General features: G+C 68.3%; 25 protein-coding genes and 1 tRNA gene. 18 read left to right on the top strand and 8 right to left on the bottom strand.

Annotated elements, in window-relative coordinates; genetic code table 11:
* Positions 1 to 36: 36 nt before the first annotated feature.
* Together AC6I6X_RS08085 and AC6I6X_RS08080 are read left to right on the top strand one after the other, a co-directional pair.
* Entirely contained in the window at positions 37 to 1227 is a 1191-nt protein-coding gene (locus AC6I6X_RS08085; RefSeq protein ID WP_497930013.1) for a 60S ribosomal export protein NMD3, read from the top strand.
* Positions 1220 to 2470 carry a class I SAM-dependent methyltransferase gene (locus AC6I6X_RS08080; protein WP_497930012.1) on the top strand — a complete coding sequence of 417 codons (1251 nt, stop codon included), beginning with the start codon at positions 1220 to 1222 and terminating at the stop codon, positions 2468 to 2470. Before AC6I6X_RS08085 ends, AC6I6X_RS08080 begins: the two co-directional genes overlap by 8 nt.
* Positions 2471 to 2474: 4 nt before the next feature.
* Here the strand turns inward: AC6I6X_RS08080 and AC6I6X_RS08075 are convergent, their stop codons facing one another.
* Entirely contained in the window at positions 2475 to 3125 is a 651-nt protein-coding gene (locus tag AC6I6X_RS08075) for a hypothetical protein (RefSeq protein WP_497930011.1), read from the bottom strand.
* Between the two features lie 163 nt (positions 3126 to 3288).
* Here AC6I6X_RS08075 and AC6I6X_RS08070 point away from each other — a divergent pair, with 163 nt between their 5' ends.
* Both AC6I6X_RS08070 and AC6I6X_RS08065 read left to right on the top strand, forming a co-directional pair.
* Entirely contained in the window at positions 3289 to 3402 is a 114-nt protein-coding gene (locus tag AC6I6X_RS08070) for a surface glycoprotein (protein ID WP_497930010.1), read from the top strand.
* Positions 3403 to 3502: 100 nt separating this feature from the next.
* Positions 3503 to 4309, top strand: coding sequence for a helix-turn-helix transcriptional regulator (locus tag AC6I6X_RS08065; protein ID WP_497930009.1), 807 nt, complete (start codon positions 3503 to 3505; stop codon positions 4307 to 4309).
* A gap of 333 nt (positions 4310 to 4642) precedes the next feature.
* Here AC6I6X_RS08065 and AC6I6X_RS08060 read toward each other — a convergent pair whose 3' ends face one another.
* Positions 4643 to 6472, bottom strand: coding sequence for a helicase C-terminal domain-containing protein (locus tag AC6I6X_RS08060; protein WP_497930008.1), 1830 nt, complete (start codon positions 6470 to 6472; stop codon positions 4643 to 4645).
* Between the two features lie 224 nt (positions 6473 to 6696).
* On the opposite strand from AC6I6X_RS08060, the gene AC6I6X_RS08055 reads away from it, so the two are divergent.
* The 5 genes from AC6I6X_RS08055 (at position 6697) to AC6I6X_RS08035 (ending at position 10125) form a co-directional block, all read left to right on the top strand.
* Complete coding sequence (locus tag AC6I6X_RS08055) at positions 6697 to 7653, top strand: ABC transporter substrate-binding protein (protein WP_497930007.1); 957 nt, start codon at positions 6697 to 6699, stop codon at positions 7651 to 7653.
* Entirely contained in the window at positions 7650 to 8396 is a 747-nt protein-coding gene (locus tag AC6I6X_RS08050; RefSeq protein ID WP_497930006.1) for an ABC transporter permease, read from the top strand. Before AC6I6X_RS08055 ends, AC6I6X_RS08050 begins: the two co-directional genes overlap by 4 nt.
* The gene (locus tag AC6I6X_RS08045) at positions 8393 to 9160 is read left to right on the top strand and encodes an amino acid ABC transporter ATP-binding protein (RefSeq protein ID WP_497930005.1); all 768 of its coding nucleotides are present in this window, start codon (positions 8393 to 8395) and stop codon (positions 9158 to 9160) included. The genes AC6I6X_RS08050 and AC6I6X_RS08045 overlap by 4 nt, the downstream gene beginning before the upstream one ends.
* 52 nt (positions 9161 to 9212) lie before the next feature.
* The gene (locus tag AC6I6X_RS08040; RefSeq protein WP_497930004.1) at positions 9213 to 9926 is read left to right on the top strand and encodes a TOBE domain-containing protein; all 714 of its coding nucleotides are present in this window, start codon (positions 9213 to 9215) and stop codon (positions 9924 to 9926) included.
* Between the two features lie 110 nt (positions 9927 to 10036).
* Positions 10037 to 10125: transfer RNA gene (locus tag AC6I6X_RS08035), tRNA-Arg, on the top strand.
* Between the two features lie 99 nt (positions 10126 to 10224).
* On the opposite strand, the gene AC6I6X_RS08030 is transcribed toward AC6I6X_RS08035, so the two are convergent.
* On the bottom strand, positions 10225 to 10464 hold the full coding sequence (locus AC6I6X_RS08030) for a DUF7561 family protein (RefSeq protein ID WP_497930003.1): 240 nt from the start codon (positions 10462 to 10464) through the stop codon (positions 10225 to 10227).
* 92 nt (positions 10465 to 10556) lie between these two features.
* On the opposite strand from AC6I6X_RS08030, the gene AC6I6X_RS08025 reads away from it, so the two are divergent.
* From AC6I6X_RS08025 to AC6I6X_RS08015, 3 genes are all read left to right on the top strand, one after another.
* Entirely contained in the window at positions 10557 to 11537 is a 981-nt protein-coding gene (locus AC6I6X_RS08025; RefSeq protein ID WP_497930002.1) for a YkgJ family cysteine cluster protein, read from the top strand.
* 140 nt (positions 11538 to 11677) lie between these two features.
* Positions 11678 to 12616, top strand: coding sequence for an NAD(P)H-binding protein (locus tag AC6I6X_RS08020; protein WP_497930001.1), 939 nt, complete (start codon positions 11678 to 11680; stop codon positions 12614 to 12616).
* The gene (locus AC6I6X_RS08015) at positions 12616 to 13353 is read left to right on the top strand and encodes a DUF7530 family protein (RefSeq protein ID WP_497930000.1); all 738 of its coding nucleotides are present in this window, start codon (positions 12616 to 12618) and stop codon (positions 13351 to 13353) included. Before AC6I6X_RS08020 ends, AC6I6X_RS08015 begins: the two co-directional genes overlap by 1 nt.
* Here AC6I6X_RS08015 and AC6I6X_RS08010 read toward each other — a convergent pair.
* Positions 13350 to 13523: a DUF5786 family protein gene (locus tag AC6I6X_RS08010; RefSeq protein WP_497930494.1), complete on the bottom strand. Its 174-nt coding sequence runs from the start codon at positions 13521 to 13523 to the stop codon at positions 13350 to 13352. The genes AC6I6X_RS08015 and AC6I6X_RS08010 overlap by 4 nt on opposite strands.
* A 101-nt stretch (positions 13524 to 13624) precedes the next feature.
* Between AC6I6X_RS08010 and AC6I6X_RS08005 the strand changes: the two genes are divergently transcribed.
* Positions 13625 to 14632: a DUF5784 family protein gene (locus AC6I6X_RS08005; protein ID WP_497929999.1), complete on the top strand. Its 1008-nt coding sequence runs from the start codon at positions 13625 to 13627 to the stop codon at positions 14630 to 14632.
* A gap of 162 nt (positions 14633 to 14794) precedes the next feature.
* On the opposite strand, the gene AC6I6X_RS08000 is transcribed toward AC6I6X_RS08005, so the two are convergent.
* Positions 14795 to 15082: a DUF5789 family protein gene (locus AC6I6X_RS08000; protein WP_497929998.1), complete on the bottom strand. Its 288-nt coding sequence runs from the start codon at positions 15080 to 15082 to the stop codon at positions 14795 to 14797.
* Between the two features lie 196 nt (positions 15083 to 15278).
* On the opposite strand from AC6I6X_RS08000, the gene AC6I6X_RS07995 reads away from it, so the two are divergent.
* Both AC6I6X_RS07995 and AC6I6X_RS07990 read left to right on the top strand, forming a co-directional pair.
* Positions 15279 to 16091, top strand: coding sequence for a PHP domain-containing protein (locus AC6I6X_RS07995; RefSeq protein WP_497929997.1), 813 nt, complete (start codon positions 15279 to 15281; stop codon positions 16089 to 16091).
* Positions 16092 to 16147: 56 nt separating this feature from the next.
* Positions 16148 to 16312, top strand: coding sequence for a DUF6757 family protein (locus tag AC6I6X_RS07990; RefSeq protein WP_173834868.1), 165 nt, complete (start codon positions 16148 to 16150; stop codon positions 16310 to 16312).
* A 119-nt stretch (positions 16313 to 16431) separates the two neighbouring features.
* Here AC6I6X_RS07990 and AC6I6X_RS07985 read toward each other — a convergent pair whose 3' ends face one another.
* From AC6I6X_RS07985 to AC6I6X_RS07975, 3 genes are all read right to left on the bottom strand, one after another.
* A complete protein-coding gene (locus tag AC6I6X_RS07985) occupies positions 16432 to 16755 on the bottom strand; it encodes a 4Fe-4S dicluster domain-containing protein (protein WP_250139090.1) in 324 nt (107 codons plus the stop codon).
* A gap of 248 nt (positions 16756 to 17003) precedes the next feature.
* Positions 17004 to 17822, bottom strand: a complete 819-nt coding sequence (locus tag AC6I6X_RS07980) for a TrmB family transcriptional regulator (RefSeq protein WP_497929995.1) — start codon at positions 17820 to 17822, stop codon at positions 17004 to 17006.
* A gap of 438 nt (positions 17823 to 18260) precedes the next feature.
* Positions 18261 to 19436 (bottom strand): MFS transporter, encoded by a 1176-nt coding sequence (locus AC6I6X_RS07975; RefSeq protein WP_497929994.1) that lies wholly within the window; start codon positions 19434 to 19436, stop codon positions 18261 to 18263.
* Between the two features lie 151 nt (positions 19437 to 19587).
* Here AC6I6X_RS07975 and AC6I6X_RS07970 point away from each other — a divergent pair, with 151 nt between their 5' ends.
* The 3 genes from AC6I6X_RS07970 (at position 19588) to AC6I6X_RS07960 (ending at position 23369) form a co-directional block, all read left to right on the top strand.
* The gene (locus AC6I6X_RS07970) at positions 19588 to 20598 is read left to right on the top strand and encodes an asparaginase (protein WP_497929993.1); all 1011 of its coding nucleotides are present in this window, start codon (positions 19588 to 19590) and stop codon (positions 20596 to 20598) included.
* A gap of 75 nt (positions 20599 to 20673) precedes the next feature.
* On the top strand, positions 20674 to 22281 hold the full coding sequence (locus AC6I6X_RS07965) for a succinic semialdehyde dehydrogenase (protein WP_497929992.1): 1608 nt from the start codon (positions 20674 to 20676) through the stop codon (positions 22279 to 22281).
* Positions 22278 to 23369 (top strand): SDR family oxidoreductase, encoded by a 1092-nt coding sequence (locus AC6I6X_RS07960; RefSeq protein ID WP_497929991.1) that lies wholly within the window; start codon positions 22278 to 22280, stop codon positions 23367 to 23369. Before AC6I6X_RS07965 ends, AC6I6X_RS07960 begins: the two co-directional genes overlap by 4 nt.
* The last annotated feature ends 56 nt before the right edge of the window (positions 23370 to 23425 follow it).

Raw genomic sequence — 23425 nt, 5'->3', positions numbered from 1 at the left:
GCGCCGTTTAACTCCGTCAGTCACCAATCGGGGATAATGAGCGAGTCGCGTGCGTTCTGTCCCCGGTGTGGGGACCCGGTGCCCGATCGATCGGCCAGCGACGCCGACGGAGCGGCGGATCCCCTCCGGCCCGGCACCGAGGTCGATCTCTGCGACGAGTGCTACTTCGAGGACTTCGACTTCGTGGACGCGCCGGATCACATCGACGTCCGGGTCTGCGCCCAGTGCGGCGCGGTCCACCGCGGGAACCGGTGGGTCGACGTCGGCGCACAGGATTACACCGACGTCGCGATCGAGGAGGTCAGCGAGGCGCTGGGCGTCCACGTCGACGTCACGGACGTCGCCTGGCAGGTCGAACCCGAGCAGGTCGACGAGAACACGATCCGGATGCACGCCTACTTCACCGGGGTCGTGCGGGGGACGCCGGTCGAAGAACAGGTGACGGTCCCGGTCCGGATCGCCCGCCAGACCTGTACCCGGTGTGGTCGGATCGCCGGCGACTACTACGCCAGCATCGTCCAGATCCGCGCCGACGATCGGACGCCGACGGGCGAGGAGATTGACCGGGCGAAGGAGATCGCGAATTCGGTCGTCGCCGACATGGAGGCGACGGGCGATCGGAACGCCTTCGTCACCGAGATGGGCGAGGTCGACGACGGCCTGAACATCAAGGTCTCGACCAACAAGATCGGCAAGAAGATCGCGAACAAGATGGTCGAGGAGTTCGGCGGCACCGTCACCGACGCCGAAACGCTCGTCACCGAGGACGAGGACGGCAACGAGGTCTACCGCGTCACGTTCGCCGTCCGCCTGCCGCCGTACACGCCGGGCGACGTGATCGACATCGCGGACGACGAGGGCGGCCCCGTCCTCGTCCGGAGCGCCCACGGGAACCTCAAGGGGACCCGGGTGACGACCGGCGATCGGTACGAGGCCGGCTACGAGGAGGGCGCGGCCCCCGACGCGCGGAAACTCGGTGAACGCGAGGACGCCGTCGAGACGACGGTCGTCGCCGTCGAGGACGACCACGCCGTCCAGGTGTTAGATCCCGAGACCTACCAGGCCGAGACCGTCTCGCGGCCGGACTACTTCGATCCCGACGCCGAGACGACACCCGTGCTGAAGAGTCGCGCCGGACTCCACATCCTCCCCGATCCCGATCCGGAGACGGGCGACGACGAACCGGAACCGTACGACCCGTACGCGAGCGACGAGCGCGATGACTGAGGACCACGACGCGAGCGAGTCGCTCGCACCGACGCTCCCCGATCCGGACGCGGACGCTCCGCTGGCCGCGATCGTCGAGCGGTTCCGCACGGAGACCGCGATCGAGTCGCTACGCGCGGAGGACGTCTACGACGACTCGCGGAAGGTGCGGGCGGTCGAGGCCGACGCGACGGCCGCTCGCGAGGACGCCCCCGATCGGATCGCCCTGCCCGTCACCGAACCGCCGACGGAGACGCGTGTGCTCGACGTCGTGCGCCAGGTCGATCCAGAACCCCGCACCCGGAATCTGGCGGACCTGCTTGCCGATCGGGGCTGGAGCGAGGCCGAGATCGAGGCCGCACCGGGGTCGTGGGCCGTGATCGGGTCCGTGATCCTCGTGACGATCCCCGAGAACTGTCCCGACGAGGAGGCCCTCGGCGAGGCGCTGCTCGAACTCCACGGCGAGGCCGACAGCGTGCTGGCCGACGAGGGGATCGCCAACGACGGCGAAGCGGGCACCTACCGCGAACCCCGGACTCGCCACGTCGCCGGCGAGCGCGACACCGAGACGGTCCACGTCGAGCACGGCACCCGGTACGGCCTCGATCCCGCGACGGTCATGTTCTCGCCGGGCAACCAGGCCGAACGGGCCCGAATGGGCGACCTCGTCGCGGCGGACGAACACGTCTTCGACATGTTCGCCGGCATCGGCTACTTCACCCTCCCGATGGCCCGGGCCGGCGCGCGGGTGACCGCGACGGAGCGCAATCCGGCGGCCTTCCGCTATCTCGTCGAGAACGCGATGCGCAACGACGTGGCCGATCGGGTCGACGCCTACATGACCGACTGCCGGGACCTCGTCGGCGGGCCCGCCGGCCGGCACACGGCTGACGGCGAGAACCGTCCCGCCAGCGCCGACCTCGCGGTCGATCGGGTCGTGATGGGATACTACGGGAGCGCCGCCGACGCGGGCGACGAGAAGGAACGAGGGCGAGACGAGGGCGATGGGGACGAACTGGACGAACACGCTCGCGACGACGAGGCCCACGCGTTCCTCGACGACGCCCTGGCCGCGCTCCGTCCGGGCGGGATCGTCCACTACCACGAGGCGACGCCCGAACCGCGACTCTGGGAGCGGCCGATCGAGCGACTCGAACGGGCGGCCGACGAGGCCGATCGGGAGCTAACGATACTCGATCGGCGGCGGGTCAAGAGCCACAGCGCCGGGGTGGCTCACGTCGTCGTCGACGCCCGGTTCGGGTGACCGCTCACTCGAACGTGGCCACCAGATCCCCGTTTTCGAGTGGATCGGGCGCGTTCGATTCGTACTTGTCCCTATCCAGCGCGGGTGCGTCGTCGAACTCGGCGCGTGCCGCACCGCTTTCGTCGATCGCGTAGACGACACCGCCGTAGCCGACGTCCGCCTCCCACAGGTTCCCCTCGCCGTCCGTGCCCGAGACCGCACCGCCCGCTCGGAGGAGGAACACGACCGTGACGTCGTCGTACCACTCGAACGTCTCGGTCGTCCGGACGCTGTAGCCGACGTCGAGAACGGCCCCCGAACTCTGCCTATCGCAGAGGACGTCGTGTGTCACGTAGGCACCCTCGAACGTCTCGACGTAGTCGACCGCCGCGTCTCGAGCGAACGAGGACGGAGGGTCGGGGTATGGGACGGTTGCGGCGGTTTCGTGCTCGCGGGTTTCATCGCCGTACTCGACCTCGACGGTCTCCGATTCGACCTCGCACTCGGGCCGCGTTATTTCGCCGTCGACCGATCCGGCGACCGAGTCCGGGTCCGCGTCGTCGGCGTTCTCGTCGTCACCCGCAGCATCGGTTCCAGTCCCCGGATTCTCGCCGCCGTCGGCCACGCATCCGGCCAACGCGAGCGTCGTTCCGATCAGCAGCGTCCGTCGTCGCATATGAACGACATCCGCGGCTGACGGTATAAACCGCGACGTAACGTGAAACGGCTGTTTGAGTTTCCGACGTCCGGCGGCCGGTGGACGGGCCGTCGCGGATCGCCCGTCACGCCCGATAGCCACCGCGCGTCGCGGAGGAAGCGATCGGCCGGTCGTCAAATTCATGCCGGCGGAACGAATTGCATCGGGTATGGACAAGAACCAGATCATCGCGCTCCTGTTCGCCGTTCTCATGGTGACCTCGATGGTCGCCTGGGGCGCGTCGACGCTGTTCTAGCCGTTCCCCCACGATCCCGCCGATTCCCCGATCGATTCAATTAGAACTCGCGGGCGTCGAACAGAACTGTTTACTTCGCCGCGAATGAGCGAGAACGTATATGACCGACGAGCAGGACCGGGGCATCGGCTATCTCTCGGGGTCGCCCGCCCGCGTCGACGTCCTCGATCGGCTGACAGTCGAACCCGCCCAGCCCGCCGACCTCGTCTCGTTCGCCGACGTCTCCCGGACGACGGTCCACCGGACCCTGGGCGAGTTGACCGATCGCGGCTGGGTCGCCCGCGTCGACGGCGGCTACGAAGCGACGGCGGCCGGCGAACTCGCCCTCGAGACTTACCAGCAAACGCGAACCCGGTTCGGAATCCTCGACCGGGTCGAGCCGTTCCTCTCCCGGATCGACGTCGACGCCGCCGCTCTCGAGATTGACTGGTTCCGCACGGCCGAACTGGCGACCGCGACCGAGACGAACCCGCACCGACCGATCGAGTGGTACGCCGATCGGTTCGCGGCCGCGGTCGGGGACGACGATCGACTCCGCGGCGTCTCGCCCGTTATCAACCGCCAGTTCCTGACGATCCACGCGCCAGTCATTCGGTCCGGGACGCCGACGTCGCTCGTCCTCGGCGAATCGACGTTCGAGGTCGCCGCCGAGCGCTACGCCGATCGGTTCCGACAGTCGCTCTCGCTTGACCACTACGACCTGTACGTCACCGACGACGACCCGTCGATGGGGCTCGCGCTCGTTGGGGAGACGGTGTTTCTCGGCGCCTGCGACGACAGCGGCCACCTGGTCGTCGCCCTCGAGAGCACGGACCCCCGCCTCCGGGCGTGGGCGGCCCGTCGCTACCGGGACCTGCAGTCGGCTGCACGCCGGATCGACGCCGTCGCGATCGACGACCCGGCGTGATACGGATCGCTGTACCGGGATCCCGGCGCACCCGCAGACTGGTCGCGGGTGCGCCGGGACTGACGGACAGCGGGCCGTACGAGACGATCGGCGATTTCGGCCGTGGCACCACATCGTGGAACATGTCCTGTTGTATGCAACATGTTTCACAGTACGTAACGTATTCCGGGAGGTAGATAGTTTATCCGTGCGTTCCTTGCCTCGAGTGCCGGCCCGGACGGTGGATCGAATTCGAGGTCATGCCAGTACTCGGAGCCAGTTCCGATCCGCCGCGTTTCGGCGGCTCTCTTTGACCGGTGAGCGGTACGGTCGCCGGTGACGGCGAGACGGACGTCACTCGTCGGTATCCCAGACGTCGGCGAGTGGACTCGAGCGCGACGACCGCCCCGATCGTCCCCGCGACGGCGCGGCGTCGCGATCGATCCGACCCGTTCCCGTGGCTGCGCCTGCCGTCGATTCGCTCGCGAGCGCGGCCTGCGGCTCGAACGCCGGCAGATCGGGGTCGGCCATTCGATCGACCTGGTCGGCGAACCAGTCGGGCATGTCCGACCGGGCGCGATCGAACACGTCGAGCAGGCTCGCGTCCGCGAGGTAGGTCGCGCCGTGATCGTCCGGCGCGCGCACGACGCGCCCGCAGGCCTGGATCACGGTCCGGAGCGCCGTCCGGAAGTACCACGCCCACTGCCCCTCCTCGAGTCGGTGGGCGACCCGGGAGTCGCTCGTGTTGAGGAACGGCGCCTTGCACAGCACCTGCCACCGACAGAGGTCGCCCTTCAGGTCCAGCGCCTCCTCCATCTTGACCGAGAGGAAGACGTCGGGATCGTCCGTCGCCTTCCACGCCTCGAGGTCGGCGTCGCGGTCCTCGCGACTGTGGGTCCGGACCCGATCGCCGACGCCGAAATCCGCCAGCAGGTCCGCCAGCCGCTCCTGGATGTCGTAGGAGTGGGCGTGAACGAGCCCCTTCTCGTCGGGATGGGTCTGCATGATCCGGACGATCGTCCGGGCGATCTTGGGCGTGGTTTCGTCGCGGTGCTCGTAGGTCATCTTCCCCTGCGTGACGTCGTACAGCGGCCGGTTCTCGACGGGGAAGGTGTGCGGAACGTCGACGAGCGCGACGGTTCCGGGGTCGAGGCCGACCTGCCGGCAGAAGGCCTCCTTGTTGAGGATCGTCGCCGACAGCAGGGCGAACCTGTTCCCGCGATCCCAGACGGTGTGCTGGAGGTACTTCTCGGGGTTCATCGGCTTGATCGTCAGCGGGCCGCCCTGCGGTTCGTCGTCCTCGCCCTCGCCCTCGGCCTCGGCCTCGCCGTCGGCGGCGTCGGCCGATCGCGGCTCCGACTGATCGACCAGCCACGTCGTCGGACTCTCCGGATCCCGGTAGTCGGAGACGAACCAGTCGAGTTCCCCGATGAGTTCCTGTAGCCGATCGCGCTCGCGCACGTCCGCGGCCGTGAGCGAGTCCTGGGCGAGCAATTCGTCCTTCCGGCGCTCGCACTGCTGGGCGAGCGCCTCCGCGTAGCGGGCGGCCCGATCGAGGCCGTCGACCGCGGGGACGCGCAACTCGTCCCAGAACGGCACCGTTCGCGGTCCCAGCTGGATCGTCGCGTACATTTCGGCCCACTCGGCGAGCCCGTGGGCCTCGTCGACGACCACGACGTCGCGCTTGCGAAAGACCTCGCTACCCGCGGTCTGCATGAAGTAGGCGAGCGTCATCGCCGCGATCGATCGGTTCGACGCGATCGCCCGATCCGAGAAGTACGGACAGCGGTGCTTGACCGAACAGTCGTAGCCGCGCTCGCGGACGCAGGGGGCCTGGTTGACCGGCGTGTTGCGCTCGTTCGGCAGGATGCAGGTGTAGTTGGACTTGCCGCGGATGACGTTCAGGTCCGCGAGCAGGTCGTCGGCCGCGACGTCGTCAAGCTGGGACACCTGCGGCGTCGTGTAGTACGCGCCGGCGGCCTCGCTCGGGTCGGCCTCGTCGATCGTCCGGGCACAGCCCGCGATCGCCCGTGCGAGCAGGGACTTGCCGCTCCCGGTCGGCGCACGGACGAGGACGACGTCGTTGCCCGCCGCGAACGCGTCGCGGATGTCCCGGAGGGCCTGCTCCTGGGCCCCGCGATAGCTCGGCGCGGGGAACGCCTCGAAGATCCGATCGGGATTCACCGTTCGAGTCACCGCGGGGCCGCGTCCTAAATGCTACGGACCGTCTCGATCGCTGATCGAAATCGATCGATGCGAGTCGACGGATCGTAACCAGATCCGATTACTGCCGGCGAGAGGTGGTTCAGAAACCGCACGCCGACCGGTCCCGGACGCGAGTCGCGATAACCAGATGTCGTTATTCGACTACCCAAAGCTATTTCTCCGTCCGGTCGGTCGTAGTATCTATGACGATACAACGGCGAGAGTTCGTCGCCGCGATCGGAACCAGTGCAGCAATCGGCCTCGCCGGCTGTACGTCGGACAGCGGCGACGAGTCCGACGGCGGACCCGAGATCAGCGGCGAAACGCTCACGCTCACCACGACGACGAGCACCGACGATACGGGCCTCCTCGACGAACTGAACGCACCCTTCGAGGACCGGTACGGCGTCACCGTCGACACCGTCGCGCAGGGAACGGGTGCGGCCCTCGAGACCGCTCGAAACGGGGACTCCGACGTCGTAATGGTCCACGCCCGATCGCTCGAGGACGAGTTCATGACGGAAGGGTACGGCGTCAACCGACGCGACCTCATGTTCAACGATTTCGTCGTCGTCGGCGGGGCCGACGATCCGGCGGGCATCGCCGGAAGCGAGGAGGTGACGACCGCGTTCCAGGCGATCGCCGACTCGGAGTCGATGTTCGTCTCGCGCGGCGACAACTCGGGGACTCACACAAAGGAGCTCGCGCTCTGGGAGGAGTCGGGACTCGATCCCGAGAGCTTCGGCGACTGGTACATGGAGGCCGGACAGGGCATGGGCGAGGTGCTCGTCCAGGCCAACGAACAGGGGGCGTACACGCTGGCCGATCGCGGAACCTACCTGTCGATGCAGAGCGACATCGACCTCGAAATTCACGTCCAGGGGCCCGTCGAGGGCGGGCCGGAACTGCTGATGAACCCGTACGGGATCGTCGCCGTCAACCCGAAGATCCACGACGTGAACTACGACCTCGCGCTGGCGTACATCGGCTACATCACGAGCCCCGAGGGCCAGTCGATCATCGAGAACTACACCGTCGAGGGCGAACAGTTGTTCTTCCCGGAAGCCCTGTCGGAGGAGCCGAACTTCCGACAGTACGTCCCCGAGGGGTGGAGCTGGGAAGACGGCGGTGGCACGGACGGTGATTCGGAGTCGGAATGATAGTGGAAAGCGTTGCGACCGTGCCGGCGTTCGCCGAGGGCATCGCGATCGCGTCGCCGCTCGCGGAGTTCCCCTTCGAGTGGAACTACGTGCGAAGCATCGTCCGCGTCTCGTTATACGTCAGTCTCCTCGCTGTTACGCTGAGCACGATCTGTAGCGTCCCGGTCGCGCTCCTCGTCGGGTTCGCGGACTTTCCCGGGAAGGGGCTGGTCACCTCGGTCATCAACACCGGTATGGGGTTCCCGAGCGTCGTCGTCGGCCTCCTCGTCCTGTTTCTGGTGTCCAGCCAGGGACCGCTCGGGATGCTCGACCTCGTGTTCACTCCGGAGGCGATGATCATGTCGCAGTTCGTCCTCGCGACGCCGGTGATCACCGGGGTGAGCCTCGCCGCGGTCAGCAGCGTCGAGGAGAACGTCCGCGAGGCGGCGTACGCGGTCGGCGGCACGCGGATCGACGTCGCCCTCGTGACGATCAAAGAGGCGCGCTACGGGATCGCGACGGCGGTTCTGGCGGGGTTCGGCCGCGCGATCAGCGAGGTCGGGTCCGTCCTCATCGTCGGAGGCAACATCGCCGGCTCCGACGGCACCTCGAAGACGCGGACGTTGACGACCGCGATCCAGCTAGAGGCCCGCCAGGGCCGGTTCGACACCGCGTTGCTCCTCGGCGGGATCCTCGTCGTGCTCGTCCTGCTCGTCAACGCGGTCGTGATCCGACTCGGCAGCGACGAGGGAGGGCACCGATGACGCTCGAGGCGATCGACGTCCACCACGGCTACGGGGCCGACCCCGTCTTCGAGGGGGTCTCCCTCTCGGTAACGCCCGGCGAGGTCGTCGCGATCATCGGCCCCTCGGGGGTCGGCAAGTCCACCCTGCTCCGACTCCTCGCGCTCTTCGACCCCCCGAACCGCGGGGCGATCGAGTTCGAGGGCGAGGACGTCTGGGACCTGTCCGAACGGCGGCGCCTCGCGTACCGGCGGCGGATCGGGATGGTCTTCCAGGACGCGAGCCTCTTCGATACGAGCGTCCGGCGGAACGCCACCTACGGCCTCCGGGTCCGGAAGCCCTGGCCGGATCGGATCCGTCACGAACTCGCGAGTGTCGTCGGTCGGACCAACGGGACCGGCGACGCACTCGACGCGCTCGAGGTCGTCGGGTTGCGCGAGTACGCCGACCAGGACGCGTCGTCGCTTTCCGGCGGGGAGGCCCAGCGGGTTGCGTTCGCCCGTGCGCTCGCGTACGATCCCGACCTGCTCCTGCTCGACGAACCGACGTCTGACCTCGATCCACGAAACACGTCGGTCATCGAGGACGCGGTTCGCGAGGCGCGCGACCGGGGGATCGGCGTCGTCGTCGCGACCCACGACATGCACCAAGCCGAGCGGATCGCGGACCAGGTCGCCGTCCTCCTCGGGGACCGGATCATCGAGGAGGGACCCGCCGAGCGGGTGTTCGAGGATCCGCGCGACGATCGCACCCGGAAATTTATCGAGGGCGAACTGATATACTGAGCACCGAGGACGCCGTCGCCGCCCTGCGGCGCACGGAACGGGACTCACACCGATGACGATCGAAAAGGAGTACACCACGAAACTGGCCGTCGACGACGTCACGATCGATCGACGGGACATGGAGATGCTCGACGCGATCGACCGCTACGGCTCGATGCACCGGGCGGCCGAGGAACTGGGGCGATCGTACGCGCGCCTGCAGAACCGGATCGTCGAGATCGAAGACGCCGTCGGCCCGATCACCGAACGCCAGCGAGGCGGGAGCGGCGGCGGCGGGACCGAACTCACCGCGACGGCGCGATCCCTCCAGCGACGATTCGATCGTCACGACGCCGAACTCGGCGGCGTCGCGCGGGTCACCGAGTCCGTCTTTCGGGGGACCGTCCGGGACCGGACGGGCGAACTCGCGACCGTCGAAACGCCGATCGGGTCGATCCTGGCGCTCGTGCCGCCGGAAGCGACCGCGGTCCAGGTCAGCGTCCGCTCGGACGCGGTCGTCTTGACCGATCCCAGGGACGCGCCCGACGCGGATCGAACCAGCCTCCGGAACCGGTTCGCGGGGACCGTCGAGGACCTCGAAGCGGGCGACGCGATCGTCAGGGTGACCCTGGCGCTGGACGGCGACGCCGAACTCCAGGCGCTCGTCACCCGGGCGAGTCGCGATCGACTGGACCTCGCGATCGGGCGGGATCTCGTCGCCTCGTTCAAGGCGACGGCGGCGCGAGCGACGGCGGTCGAGTCGCCCGACGCCGCGACATCCTCGTGATCGAGCGGTCCGACGCGCGCTTCCTGCCGAGCCCACTCGTCCGTAGGCGGCCGTTACCCGCCGGTAACCGACGGATTACGAATACGAACTCGGCCGTCGGTCTCACGTGCGGAAGGGTCGCTCAGCGGTAGAGCACCGCGGTGCCTTCGGCCCCGCGGCGGCCACCGTGCCTCGTGGCGTTCAAATCCCACCCCTTCCGCTTGCGGTGCAGTGCGGCGCGATCGCAGTACATACACTCCAGGTTCCGGTTGGGTTACGGTTCGGTCGCGACCGCCCCGATCGCGGCCGCGTCCCGTTTTTATCGGAACCGAGACGTCTCCTCGTCGACCTGTGAGAGCCGTTCGACGTCGGCCGCCGTCGGATGATCGGGCAGGGCCTCGATGCAGGGATAACAGAGGTGGTGTTCGGAGCCGTCCTCGAACTCCAGGGTCATGCCCGTCCCCTCGCTGCCGTCCCGGTCGCCGAAGGTCCAGAGGTTGGCCACGCTCCCGGCGGCCGTGACCGATCGACCGCAGCCGTCGCAGGTACCCTGTCCCATACGAGCGACTGCGTCCCGAACGCTGAAAGTCGTTCCCCCGACCCGAAGACGCCGCCCGAGTGGTTATAGGCGACGACGTGGTACCGCCGCGCATGGAGGTGCACTGTGACGGCTGTGCCGGCTGTTGTCTGGACTGGCGATCGCTGCGCGAGTCGATCGACGGCCACGACGAAGACGGGAGCCGGCCCGATCGCCGCGGTCCCCGAAACCCGGATGCCGACGGGCCACGCAGGGAGCCTCTCGACGACGACCCGAGCTTCGTCCCGCTGACCCGCGACGAGGTGCGATCGTTCCTCGATCGCGGGCTGGCGGCGGCCATGACGCCCCGGTTCTGGCGCGCCGCCGACGAAAGCGAGGGCGTCGAGATCGACGGGATCAGCGTCGCCGCCGTCGCGGGCCGTCCGGCGTTCTTCGTCGGGCTGCGGAAACCGCCGAAACCGGTCGCCCCGTTCGGGCGGGACGCGGAGGCGTGGCTGCCGACCTGCGTATTCCTCGATCCCGCGACGCTCCAGTGTCGAATCCACGACGACGACGCGCTCTACCCCGAGGAGTGCGGAGCGTATCCCGAACACAACCTCGCGCTCGACCAGGAGACCGAGTGCGAGCGCGTCGAGGCGGCCTTCGGCGGCGATCGGCTGGTCGACGACGATCACGACGACCCCGACGGACTCCTGCTGGGGTCGCAGGCGATCGGGGCGAAACTCTTCTGTCATCCCGAACCGGAACGGCTCGCAGGGATCGTCAGCAGGGCCGCGAGCGGCGACCTCACGGCCACGGACCGCGCGGAACTCGTCGCCGTCGCCGCGGCCTCGAGTCCCGGCACGACCGCGATCTCGGACCCGCACTACGAGGAGGCGAAGACACAGGCGATCGCGGCGGGGGCCGAGGACGGTCCCGAGGAGCGCACGATCGGCGGAGACGGGCCCAGCGAACCCTGGGTCGCCCCCGCAATCCGCGAGTGGACCGAGCGATACCGGCGAACCGACGGGACGGTCCCGCCCGCCGCCGTCGCGGAGACGATCGAAGACGCGCGAGGGGCCCCGGAAACGCCGGGGTGGGACGCGATCGAGTGACCCCGAAGACGCCGGATTGGGGTACGGTCGAGTGACCACGGAACCGCCGAGCCGCGATCGAGCGATCCACCGCGAACGGCGATCGGGGGCCGTACCGGCGCGACACGAGCCTTAAGCCCGCATCCCGCGTACGTGGGCGCATGCACGTTCTGGTGACCGGGGCCAGCGGGTTCGTCGGCCGTCGCCTCGTCGCTGCCCTTCGCGACACCGAGCACGCGGTTACCGTTCTCGTCCGGGACGCCAGCGCGTACGACCCGCCTCCCGACGTGACGGTCGTCGAAGGTGACGTGCTCGACCCGGGGAGCTTCGAGTCGAGTCTCGACGGCGTCGACGTCGCGTACTACCTGATCCACGCGATGGGGGGCCGCGGCGATTTCGTCGAGCGGGATCGACGGGCGGCGCGGAACTTCGAACGCGCGGCGAGCGCCGCCGGCGTCGATCGGATCGTCTATCTCAGCGGCCTCGGCGACGACGGCGACGACCTGTCGCCCCACCTCGCCTCGCGTCGCGCGGTCGAGTCGACGCTCGCCGAGGGGACGGCCGACGTGACCGTCCTCCGCGCGGCCATCATCGTCGGGGACGGGAGCGCGAGCTTCGCGATGATTCGCCAGCTCGCGACCCGGCTCCCGGTCATGGTGACGCCCCAGTGGGTCCACGTCGCCTGTCAGCCGATCGCGATCGACGACGTGATCGCGTACCTGCTTGCGGTCCTCGACCTGCCGGAGACGGCCGGCGAGGTTTACGAGATCGGCGGCCCGGACGTGCTCACGTATCGAGACCTGCTGACGGAGACGGCCGCCGTGGCGACCGGTCGCGAACCGATCATCGTCCCCGTCCCGGTGCTGAGCCCGCGGCTGTCGGCGTACTGGGTCGACCTCGTCACCGACGTCCCGGCGGATCTGGCCCATCCCCTGATCGAGGGCGTCCGCAACCCCGTCGTGGTGACCGACGATCGGCTCCAGCGGCTCGTCGACCTCGAGTTGACGCCGTTCGAGACCGCCGTCCGCGACGCGATCGGGGCGGAGCCGAGCGAGGAGGACGTCGACCGCGAGCGAGCAGCGATGCGGGGCTCCGACTGATGAGTCGGTCACCGGAGTACGGCGAGACGTGGGTCTACGAGAGCCTCGTCGGCGCGATTCCGGGGCTCGACCGCTCCGATCGGGCGGCGATCGTCGTCCAGTTCTCCGCGTTCGAACTCGCAATCCTCGCGGTGGCGGCCAGCTACGGTCTCTGGGAGGCGGTGGTGCCGGGAACGATCGCCGTGCTCGTCGCGACGGGGGGGAGCTGGCTCATGCTCCGGTTCAGTCGCGCCGTTCGCCGGCTCCCGACGCCGGAGGGCTACCGGCGGGTCCTGTTCGGCTCGAGCGTCGAAGTCGTCCTCGGCGTCGTCGCGTTCGTCCTGCTCGTGACGTACCTGTTCGTCACCGATCCGCGGACGGCCGGCCAGTCGTTACTGGTTACGTGGCTCGGGCCCGACCCGCCCGCCCCGGCGGTCGCGCTGGCGCTGCTCGTCTGCTGGGACGTGGTCTACCGGATCGGCACGTGCTGGTGGGCGAGCGTCGCCGGCCTCTGGCGATCGGTCGCCTACGAGTTCGACCCGGAAACGAGCCGTCGCTACGCGCGCGCCGACAGATTCAACGTCGCCTTCGCCGCCGGACAGTTGCTGCTGGTGCCGTTCGTCCTCGGCCACCCGCTCCTGCTCGGGGCGCTCGTCGGCCACGTGATCGCGGTCCTGACGGTCGCGACGCTCTCGGGACGACTCCAGCGACGATCACCGATTCGGGAAGAAGAACGCGGTTCGAACGGCCACCACTAGTTCGACTGGATCTCCTCGAACTTGTTCAGCAGCGCTTCGGCCGAATCGCCGGAGTCGTACTCGACCTTACCGTGATAGATCGTCCGCTCGTCGTCGAAATCCGTGTCGACCTTGGAGGCCTGCTGTTCGCGGCGCTCGTGCTCGTCCTCGTCATAGGCACCCATTGACATGGTAAGTATACTCATGTAGGAAGCTGTCGCACATTAATGTAACGGTCGTTAACGTCCGGCCGGCGCGTAAAACGTATGCACCCCGGAGCCGTAGTGACCGTGTGGCACGGCCCCTTCGCTTTCGATACTCGCCCGAAACCTGGAGCGAGCAGCGCGTTCGACACGACATTCTCCAGCCGCTCCGATCGAACATCGGGGCCACCGCGGTCGCACCGCGATACGACATCGGTGCCGACTGGACGACGCACCGCTTCGAGATGGCAAACGGCGACGTCGCACTGTTCGCGCACAGCGACGACGGCGCCTACTGGATGGGCAACACGGAGACGCCGTCGTCGCTGTGGCGCACCGACAAGTTCGGCTGGCGCGAGATTCCGTATCACGTCGCCCGCTGGACCCAGCGGGAACTGCTCTCGACGCTCCACGAGGATGATCCGTGGCTCGCGGACTACCCGCACATCTCGTGGTTCTTCCTTCCCGTCTTCATGTCCAAGGACGGCCGCGAATCGACGCGGGCGTTCTTCCGCGAACACGCCGCCGGCTTCCCCGATGCCGGCCGTCGCGAAACGACGCAGTTCTTCGAGGACTTCCTCGCGACGGGCGCGCTCGACGAGTACCGACACGTCATGTCCGGCAAACTCGGTACCAGCGATCACGTCGATCGGGTCCGGATGAGCGCCGCGATGGCCGAGTTCATCGCCGCGAAGATCCTCGTCGACGCCGACTACGACGTCGTCCCCGAAATCGAGGTGACGACGGGCCACTCGCTCGACTTCCGCGCGAAAGACGACGAGACGAACCGTCTCGTCGAGGTCACGCGCCCGCAACCGCCGAAAAACCGCGCCGCCGCCGGCCCGGTCGCGGCCGTCCGCGACACCGCCGAGACGAAGACCAACGGCCAGCTCGCCGAACACGGCGGCGGCGCGACCCTGTTCGTCGACTGCTCGAGTTTCCGTGACGACGCCTGGAACGCCGTTCGCGGGGAACAACCCGACGTCCGCCACCGACCGGCGGTCGTCTACCGCGTCCGCCCGGACGGCCACGTCGAGGGCTACCGGAAGGGATCGGTTCCGCTGGACCTCGACGACGCGATCGAATTTCTGGACTGACCCGGTTCGAGACGAGCGTCAGGCGTACCGATCGCGAAGCGACCGATTTCCCCGAGTGCGAACGAAGTTCGCGCTCGGCCTGTTTTCATCGACGTCTTTCGGCGGGGATCGAGCGACCTGCCTTCGGCTGGTCGCGATGTCCCCGGTAAAAAAGTTCGGTCCCTAGAACGAGACGGCGTCCGGCGCGTACGGACTGCCGACCGGCGTCGGATCGCGGTCGCTGTAACCGACGCGACCGATCGCCTTGTCGCTCACTGCAGAGTAGACGGCGAAGCGGGCGTCCTCCGGGGTTTCGAAGGTTTCGGACTCGAGGCGGGCGAGTACCTCTGCGACCGTCTCGGTGCCGTTCGGGAGTTCGAGGGTACGGTCGCCGTGTTCTGCGATCAGTTCCTCGGTTGTCGCGGGGTACTCGTAGTCGTCGATGACTTCGCCGGTGCCATTGAGCAGCATTACACGCAAACCTGCGTGAACGATAATTATAAACATTGTCCATATACGTTCTCTAGCGTGATCCCATACCTAATACTGCTAGAGGGGCCTTCGAGACGACGCCGTACACGTGCGATCGGCGGCCGGCGACCCGTCTTCGAACCGACCGAAGGCCGTATGAGAAACGCCTTTCCGGGCGGCGTGACTCGAGTGCGGTATGCCGTACGCCGATCTGCACGTCCACACGACGCGGTCCGACGGCCAACTCGAACTCGAGGCGGTCCCGGCCGCAGCCCGCGACGCCGGCGTGGACGTCGTCGCCCTCACCGACCACGATCGACTACAGCCGTTCGACGACCCTGCCATCGAACGCGAGGGGGTGACGATCGTCCACGGAATCGAACTCCGGGTCGAACTGACGGACGCGACTGCGGAAACCGATACCGGCGGAGACGGCCCGCAGCGCGTCGATCTGCTGGGATACGGCGTCGAACCGACCGCCGACCTCGCGGCACTGGTTGAGGGAATCCAGGCGAACCGCCGGGAGCGGGGGCAGGCCATCGTCGACTGCGTCGAGGACCGCCTCGGCGTCGACCTCGGCGTGACCGTCGACGAGGGGTTCGGCCGACCCCACGTCGCCCGCGCGATCGCGGCCCATCCCGACGTCGAGTACGACTACCGGGACGCCTTCGACGGCCTCATCGGGGACGGCGACCCGTGCTTCGTGGCGCGGGAGATCCCGTCGTTCGATCGCGGTCGGCGCGTGCTCGCCGACGCCTGTGCGATCGTGTCGCTGGCCCATCCACTCCGGTACGGCGACCCGGAGCGGGCCCTCGCCCACGCGGGCGACCTCGACGCCGTCGAGTTGCCCTATCCCTACGATCGGGACGTCGACCTGGGGCCGGTCGAGCGGGCGATCGAACGGGAGGGACTGCTCGTGACCGGCGGGAGCGACGCTCACGGCGACGAACTCGGCCTCGCGGGCCTCACCGCCGACGAGTACCGTCGGCTCGGGCTGGCAGACCGGTGACAGAACTATGGGTCGATAGCGGAGGGTTCAATGCGGAGTGGTCCCAATGGGCGTCTATGAACTGCCACTACTGCGACCGCGAGGCCGCCTTCGCTGCCGAATCCGAAGGACTCAAAGTCGGCCTCTGCGAGGAACACTTCCGCGAGCGGTTGCAGGAACTCGCCGAAGCCGACGGCCTCGAGACGCTCAAGGAGCAAGTCGACGTCGACCGCGCCGAGTAACGAGGATTTTCGCGTCGATTCGATCGATCCGAGCCGTCATACGGATTGCTATAACGATGTACCGGCGCAACCGCCGCCCAGATCGCGGTTGCGCCGAAAATGACTTACTGTAAACCGTATCAGGCCGTCCGGCCGGCGTCGACGTCGATCGCGTCGACCGGGCAGACGTCCACGCAGAGCATGCAATCGATGCACTGGGCCTCGTTGGCCGGGTCGGCCTTCCGCTCGCTTTCGGGGTGGCCCGGCGTGTCGACCCACTCGAAGACGTCGACCGGGCAGTCCTCGAGACAGGCCCCGTCCGCGATACAGAGGTCGAAGTCGACCGCGACGTGCGTGCCGTGGATACCGAGTTCCTCGGGTTCGTCGACCGGCCCCCAGACCTCGTGGCCGTTGTGTTCGTCGACGTTTTCACGGTTTTCCGTAAATTGTGGATCTATGGCCATTGCTAGCAGGGTCAAACGAGGGACGGACACTTAAAAGTATGCACTGTCTCCCCTGTGACGTCGACGATCGATCGAGCTAGGACGGCCTAAAACCGGCACGAGCGACCGGGATCGAGCGGCCGGGTGACACGTCGGTGACCCTGAACGACCGTGCATTTATATACGACCTCCGACGCCGCGACCGAAGGATCCCCTGTAGGGGTGCGTACACACGATCGTTCACTCGATCGATCGCGCCTGGATTCCGATCAGCGATCCGAGGATTCCGACCGATTCGACTCTCGATCGGCCGACAGGTTCGCGAGTCGGTTGTCCAGCAGTTCGCGCATCCACACGGCGAACCCGTGATCGCGGCCGTACGTCCAGACCGCCGTTTCCTGGACGACGTCCGGATGCCCGCGCTCTTTGATGCCGGTCGCGACGACCGATTCCCCGTCGATCAGCAGCAGCTTCGCCGGCAATTCGCCGTACACCGGGTCGGGGGCGTCGAGATCCGGCGCGACGACGACCGACGCGTTCGGAACTTCGGCTTCGAATGCGGCCCGGTGGTCGCCCGTGGGTACTTCGACGAACACGCTCACGCCCCGATCGGCGGCGTCGCGGAGGTGCTCGCGGACGCGATCGCCGATCACCTCCTCGCTGGCGACGAGGAGGTGGATCGAGTCGGCGGCGTCCTCGAGAAAGGCGACGACGCGATCGGTGACGTACTCGCTTCGCGAGATCGACCACATCCCCTCGTTCTTCACGGAGCCCGGATGTTCGACCTGCTGGAGGGCGGTTTCTGCGGCGTCGATCCGAGAGTTGTAGGCGTCGCGGAGTCGCTCGCACGCCGTCTCGACCGGAACGGCGCGATACTGGCGCGGGTCGGATTGCTGGACGCTGACCAGTCCCTTCCGCTCGAGCCGTTCGATCGTGTCGTAGACCCGCGATCGGGGAACGTCGGCGACCTCGCTGATCTCTCTGGCCGTCCCCGTGGAGATGCGAGTCAATGCGACGAAACAGCGTGCCTCGTACTCCGTGAGGCCGAGATCGGACAGCGTCCGGACCGCTTCCTCGGTGCTCGACACACCGAACCGACGCCGCGAAGCGGCTAAAGGCCGGGGCTTTCAGGCGACGTGGGGGATCGGCGCTCGAGCGCACTGACGCGATTCCCCATTACGCGAGCACTCGAAACGCCGTCCCGCCGCAGGGACAGCCGTCGGTGCATCCGATCGAGTGAACGACGTCGCCCGCCGAGAGCCAGACTGCCATCGACCGGCCGCAGTCCGTACACCGTGCCGCTCCTCGATAGTAGCAACTGAAACGATTTACACACCGATCGCAAAGCCGTCCTGTGATCAGGTGTGCATCGACTTTCAGTTGCTACGATAGTTCGTTGCGGCGTAGCCATCGACGCGAAGAGCTCCGCTGGCGTATATAGCGCGATCGTGACTACGGGAGAAACACCCGGCCCGTTGTTCCAGTCGAAACACCGGGGTCGACGGCCCCGTAACGATCGGTCCATCTCAGTAGCCGAGCGACAGCGCCCAGTTAACGGCGAGCGCGCAGAACACGAGCGCGAGCAGGGCCGCGAGGACGGCGAAGGCGACGCCCCAGCCGAAGAGGTCGGCCAGCGTGCCGGTCACGACCGATCCCAGCGCGCCGACGAAACCGTAGACGCTCCTGACGAGGCCGAAGCCGGCCCCCCGCTCGGCGTCCGAGAGGACGTCCATGAACCGCGGCAGTAGGGCCGCTCCCCAGCCGAGGCCGATTCCGATCAGCAGGACCGCCGCGCCGAGCGCGATCGGTCCCGGGACGGCGACCAGCATGACGAACCCGGAGGCAGCGAGGACCATACAGGCCGCCGTAGTGACGTCGCGCCCGTACCGATCGGAGGCCGCCCCGACGCCGACCTGCGTGATCGCCTGCACGACGAAGTAGGCCGCGAAGACAACGCCGGCGAGTTCGGTCGACTGGTCGCGGTGGGCGACCAGGAACGTCGGCAGGAACGAGGAGGTCGCCTGCCAGACGAACGCGCCGAGAGTCGCGAGCACGACGGGGAAAGCGATCTCCGGACGGGAGAGCAACGCGACGACGGGCCCGAGTTCGAACCGTTCGCGCATGGGCTGGTCGGGCCGGCGCGGCTCCGTCGGGCGGATCCGCCACGCGAACAGCACGGCGACCGGAACGGCCATCACGGCGCCGATCGCGACCGCCGGCCGCCAGCCGTACCGGACGCCGATCCAGGCCGCGATCGGCGGGGCGATCAGGCCGGCCGCGGGACCGCCGCTGTTGTGGACGCCGATCGCGGTTCCGAGTTCGTCGTAGGTCCGGGCCAGTAGCGTCGTCGCGACGCTGTAGTGGAGTCCGGCGACGCCGCCGAGGGCGATCGTTCCGACCACGAAGAGTGCAAAGAGCGGCGCGACCGCGAGAAAGAGGCTCGCGATCGCGGTTCCCCCGACGGCGACGAGGATCACGGGGCGCTCCCCGAAGCGGTCCGCGAGGACGCCGCTCGGGAACTGACTGGCGAAGTAGGCCATCCACATCCCCGACAGCGCGATTCCGATCACCGAGTTCGAGACCCCGAACTCGTCGGTGATCAGCGGGACCACCGGACTGATCGCCAGTCGACCGACCATCGTCGCGAAAAAGGCGAGCGTACACAGCGTCAGGACGGTCTCTCGGTAGCGCCAACGGATCATTCGCGTTCGAGGGTCGACGTCTCGTCGTCTGCCAGTCGGTACACGCGTTCGTCTCTCAGTCACCGGCGCCGGCCAATGAGGGTATTGATTCGCCGGTCGGCCGCCGGTCGATCGCGGAGAGACTTACTGCCTCGGGACGAGAGAGACGGGCATGCCACACGTTCGAGTCGTCAGCACGGGCGGAACGATCGCGAGCACCTCCGGCGAGGGCGAAAGCGGGAAGACCCCCTCGGAGTCGGGCGACGACCTCGTCGAGGCCGTCCCGGAACTGGCCGACTACGCCGCGATCGACGTCGACGACGTCTGCCAGGTCTCGGGCTTCCAGATGGACTTCGAGACCGCCGGACGGATCGTCGACGCGGTCGAGCGCGCCGCAGAAGAAGGCGCGGACGGCGTCGTCGTCACCCACGGCACCGACACGATGGCCGAGTCGGCCTACTACTGCGCGCTGGTCACCGAGACCGACGTGCCGGTCGTCTTCACGGGCGCACAGCGGCCCTTCGACCAGCTGGGAACCGACGGCCCGACGAACCTTCTCGTGGCGGTCCGCGCCGCCAGCCACGAGCGGTTTCGAGCGGCCGGCGGCAGCTACCTCGCGTTCAACGACGCCGTCCACGCCGCCCGCTGGGTCGTGAAATCGCACACGAGCAAACTCGAGACCTTCCAGTCGCCCGACGCGAGCCCGGTCGCGGAACGCACCCCGAACGGGTTCCGGTTCCTCCGCGAGCCGGGACGCGACGTCGACCCGATCCCGGGCGCGCGAATCGACCCCGACGTCCGGGTCGAACTCGTCACGAACGCGATGGGCGTCGACGGCCGGCAGGTCGAGCGCGCGCTCGAGGAGGGCGTTGACGCTATCGTCGTCTCCGGCACCGGCCTCGGGAACGCGACCGGCGACCTCGGCGCGGCGCTCGAAGACGCGATCGACGCCGGCGTGCCGGTCGTGCTCACCTCGCGCTGTCACGCCGGCACGACGGCCGGACTGTACGGTGGCCCCGGCGGCGCGAAGACCCTGCTCGAGGGCGGCGCGATCGCGGGCGGCGACCTCCCGCCGTGGAAGGCCCGAATCAGGGCCGCACTGGCGGTCTCGACGGCCGGTGACGAGACGACGGTCGCCGATCGGGTCCGCGCGGCCTTCGAGGGCGCCGACTCGATCGCCTGATTCGGACGGGAGAACAGTCGCCGCAACGCAAAGAAACATCACTGCACGAACAGTTATGCTGAACGAAACTGAGCCATGGCACCCGATACGGAGTTACCATCCGCCATCCTCGCCGACGCCGGACTCGCGCCCAGTCGGCTGGAGACGCTTTCGAACCGCGTCCCCGCCGCGGGTACCGACACGATCGCCGTCCGGGCACCCGCCACGGACGCCGAGATCGGAACGATCCCCGCGTGTACGGAGCGGGACGTCGACGCCGCAGTCGAACGCGCTCGCCGGGCCCAGACGGAGTGGGCCGATCGGCCCGTCGAGGAACGCGCCGCGATCCTCGATCGGTTCGGCGACCTCGTGCTCGAACGCCGGGCGGAACTGCTCGACCTCCTGCAACTCGAGACGGGCAAGTCCCGCAACCACGCCGTCGAGGAGATCCTCGACGTCCCGCTGACCTGCTCGTACTACGCCGATCGGGGACCCGACACCCTCACCGACGAGCGGCGACGCGGCGCGTTCCCGCCGGCGACGACCGCGCGAGTGACGTACGACCCGGTCGGCGTCGTGGGCGTCATCTCGCCGTGGAACTACCCGGTCACGCTCTCGTTGACCGACGCCATCCCCGCGCTGATCGCCGGCAACGCCGTCGTCCTCAAACCCGACGAGAAGACCTCGTTCGTCGCGCTTGCGCTGGCCGAATTACTCGAGCAGGCCGGCCTGCCAGCGGGCGTCTTCGAGGTCGTCACGGGCGAGGGACCGGTCATCGGCCCGGCGCTGATCGATCGGGTCGACTACGTCGCCTTCACGGGGAGTACCGAGACGGGCCGAGTCGTCGCCGAGCAGGCCGGGCGGAACCTGATCGACTGCTCGCTCGAACTCGGCGGGAAGAACCCGCTGGTCGTCCTCGACGACGCCGACGTCGGGACCGCCGCCCGCGGCGCGGTCCAGGCCTGTTTCACGAACGCCGGCCAGCTCTGTCTCGCCGCCGAGCGGATCTACGTCGAGGAACCGCTGTACGACGACTTCTGCGACGCGTTCGTCGGCGCGACGCGTCGGCTCTCACTGGGCACCGATTTCGACTTCGAGGCCGACGTCGGCTCGCTGATCGACGGCGATCAGCTCGATCGGGTCGACTCCCACGTCGAGAACGCGATCGAATCGGGCGCGTCGGTGCTCACCGGTGGTCGCCACCGGCCCGACGTCGGGCCGTACTGCTACGAGCCGACGGTCCTGACCGACGTCGAGCCCGATTCGACGGTCGCCTGCGAGGAAACGTTCGGCCCCGTCGTTTCGGTCGAACCGGTGCCCGACGCCGCGACCGCGATCGAGCGGGCCAACGACTCCGACTACGGCCTGAACGCGAGCGTCTGGAGCGGCGATCGCGACCGGGGCCGCGCTGTCGCCCACGAGATCGACTGCGGCACCGTCTGCGTCAACGACGCCTACGTCTCCGGCTGGGCCGCCGTCGACGCCCCGATGGGCGGCGTCGGCGACTCCGGCCTGGGCCGACGCCACGGCCGCGAAGGGATCGAGCGCTACCTCGAACCGCGGACGATCGCTACCTCCCGGATCGGGCCGCTCGACGCGCCGCCGGGCGTCCCGAACTCGTGGTACGCCCGCGGGATGATCGCCCTGACGCGCCTGCAGCGGCGACTTCCGATCGTCTCGGCGCTCCGACGGTGGGTCCGATGAGCGACGGGACGCGCGAGCCGCGGGTGTTGCTCACCGGCTTCCCCGGCTTCCTCGGCTCGGCGCTGATCGAGCGCCTGCTCGCCCGCGGCGACGGTCCGATCGCTTGCCTCGTCCAGCCGAAGTACCGGGAGCTAGCCGAGCGACGGGCCGCCGAGATCGCCGGTCCGGACGACGATCGCATTCGGCTCTACGAGGGAGACATCACGGAGTCCGATCTCGGACTCGGCGACGACGGCCTCGCGGGTCTCGGCGCCGTCGACGAACTCTACCACCTCGCCGCGATCTACGACCTCGCGGTCGACCCCGGACCCGCAGAGGCGGTGAACGTCCGGGGGACGGAACACGTCCTCGACGCCGCCGAGGACCTCGACGTCGATCGGTTCCAGTACGTCAGCACGTGCTACGTCAGCGGCCGCTACGACGGCGTCTTCACCGAGGAGCACCTGCGGGAGGGGCAGTCGTTCAACAATCACTACGAGCGGACGAAGTACGAGGCCGAAGTCCTCGTCCAGGAACGGATGAAGGCGGGGCTCCCCGCGACGATCTACCGCCCCGCGATCGTCGTCGGCGACAGCGAGACCGGCGAGACGGGCAAGTACGACGGTCCGTACTACCTGCTCCGGCTGATCCTCTCCCAGCCGACGGCGCTCTCGGTCACGACCGGCCTGCCGGGCGCGACCGACGCCGAACTCAACGTCGTCCCGCGGGACTTCGTGATCGACGCGATCGCCCACCTGAGCGGCCGCGAGGACGCCGTCGGGGAGGTCTACCAGCTCTGCGATCCCGCACCCCTTCCGGTGCCGGACTTCGTCGACGCGATCGCCGACGCGGCGGGCCACCGCGTCGTGTCGATCCCCGGCACGAAACCGATCACGAAGCGACTCATGCGGGCCGCCGCGGCGCGCGGCATACCGGCCGAACCGGCGACGATCGACTACCTCGATCATCCGACGCGGTACGCGTGTCCGAACACGCGCCGGGCGCTCGCGGGGACCGGGATCGACTGCCCGCCGTTCGAATCCTACGTCGACGAACTGGTCGCGTTCGTCCGCGAGAACCCGGATATCGGCGACGAGGCGATGGCCTGACGCGCGATCGCGACCGGCGGCGGAAGATATTTGACAGTTCGAGGGCGTATTTCTCG

The sequence above is a fragment of the Halosolutus sp. YCN4 genome (assembly GCF_059736495.1).
Note: the sequence above shows the minus strand (reverse complement) of the source record. Positions and strands in the feature narration are given on the sequence as shown.

Coding starts and splice junctions, on each gene's coding strand:
- AC6I6X_RS07995 (WP_497929997.1), top strand. CDS start 15,279: ATGCCGTACGCCGATCTGCACGTCCACACGACGCGGTCCGACGGCCAA.
- AC6I6X_RS08000 (WP_497929998.1), bottom strand. CDS start 15,082: ATGCTGCTCAATGGCACCGGCGAAGTCATCGACGACTACGAGTACCCC.
- AC6I6X_RS08065 (WP_497930009.1), top strand. CDS start 3,503: ATGACCGACGAGCAGGACCGGGGCATCGGCTATCTCTCGGGGTCGCCC.
- AC6I6X_RS07990 (WP_173834868.1), top strand. CDS start 16,148: ATGAACTGCCACTACTGCGACCGCGAGGCCGCCTTCGCTGCCGAATCC.
- AC6I6X_RS07970 (WP_497929993.1), top strand. CDS start 19,588: ATGCCACACGTTCGAGTCGTCAGCACGGGCGGAACGATCGCGAGCACC.
- AC6I6X_RS07985 (WP_250139090.1), bottom strand. CDS start 16,755: ATGGCCATAGATCCACAATTTACGGAAAACCGTGAAAACGTCGACGAA.
- AC6I6X_RS08070 (WP_497930010.1), top strand. CDS start 3,289: ATGCCGGCGGAACGAATTGCATCGGGTATGGACAAGAACCAGATCATC.
- AC6I6X_RS08045 (WP_497930005.1), top strand. CDS start 8,393: ATGACGCTCGAGGCGATCGACGTCCACCACGGCTACGGGGCCGACCCC.
- AC6I6X_RS07960 (WP_497929991.1), top strand. CDS start 22,278: ATGAGCGACGGGACGCGCGAGCCGCGGGTGTTGCTCACCGGCTTCCCC.
- AC6I6X_RS08020 (WP_497930001.1), top strand. CDS start 11,678: ATGCACGTTCTGGTGACCGGGGCCAGCGGGTTCGTCGGCCGTCGCCTC.
- AC6I6X_RS08025 (WP_497930002.1), top strand. CDS start 10,557: ATGGAGGTGCACTGTGACGGCTGTGCCGGCTGTTGTCTGGACTGGCGA.
- AC6I6X_RS07965 (WP_497929992.1), top strand. CDS start 20,674: ATGGCACCCGATACGGAGTTACCATCCGCCATCCTCGCCGACGCCGGA.
- AC6I6X_RS08055 (WP_497930007.1), top strand. CDS start 6,697: ATGACGATACAACGGCGAGAGTTCGTCGCCGCGATCGGAACCAGTGCA.
- AC6I6X_RS08040 (WP_497930004.1), top strand. CDS start 9,213: ATGACGATCGAAAAGGAGTACACCACGAAACTGGCCGTCGACGACGTC.
- AC6I6X_RS08080 (WP_497930012.1), top strand. CDS start 1,220: ATGACTGAGGACCACGACGCGAGCGAGTCGCTCGCACCGACGCTCCCC.
- AC6I6X_RS08075 (WP_497930011.1), bottom strand. CDS start 3,125: ATGCGACGACGGACGCTGCTGATCGGAACGACGCTCGCGTTGGCCGGA.
- AC6I6X_RS08030 (WP_497930003.1), bottom strand. CDS start 10,464: ATGGGACAGGGTACCTGCGACGGCTGCGGTCGATCGGTCACGGCCGCC.
- AC6I6X_RS08050 (WP_497930006.1), top strand. CDS start 7,650: ATGATAGTGGAAAGCGTTGCGACCGTGCCGGCGTTCGCCGAGGGCATC.
- AC6I6X_RS07975 (WP_497929994.1), bottom strand. CDS start 19,436: ATGATCCGTTGGCGCTACCGAGAGACCGTCCTGACGCTGTGTACGCTC.
- AC6I6X_RS08015 (WP_497930000.1), top strand. CDS start 12,616: ATGAGTCGGTCACCGGAGTACGGCGAGACGTGGGTCTACGAGAGCCTC.
- AC6I6X_RS08085 (WP_497930013.1), top strand. CDS start 37: ATGAGCGAGTCGCGTGCGTTCTGTCCCCGGTGTGGGGACCCGGTGCCC.
- AC6I6X_RS08010 (WP_497930494.1), bottom strand. CDS start 13,523: ATGTCAATGGGTGCCTATGACGAGGACGAGCACGAGCGCCGCGAACAG.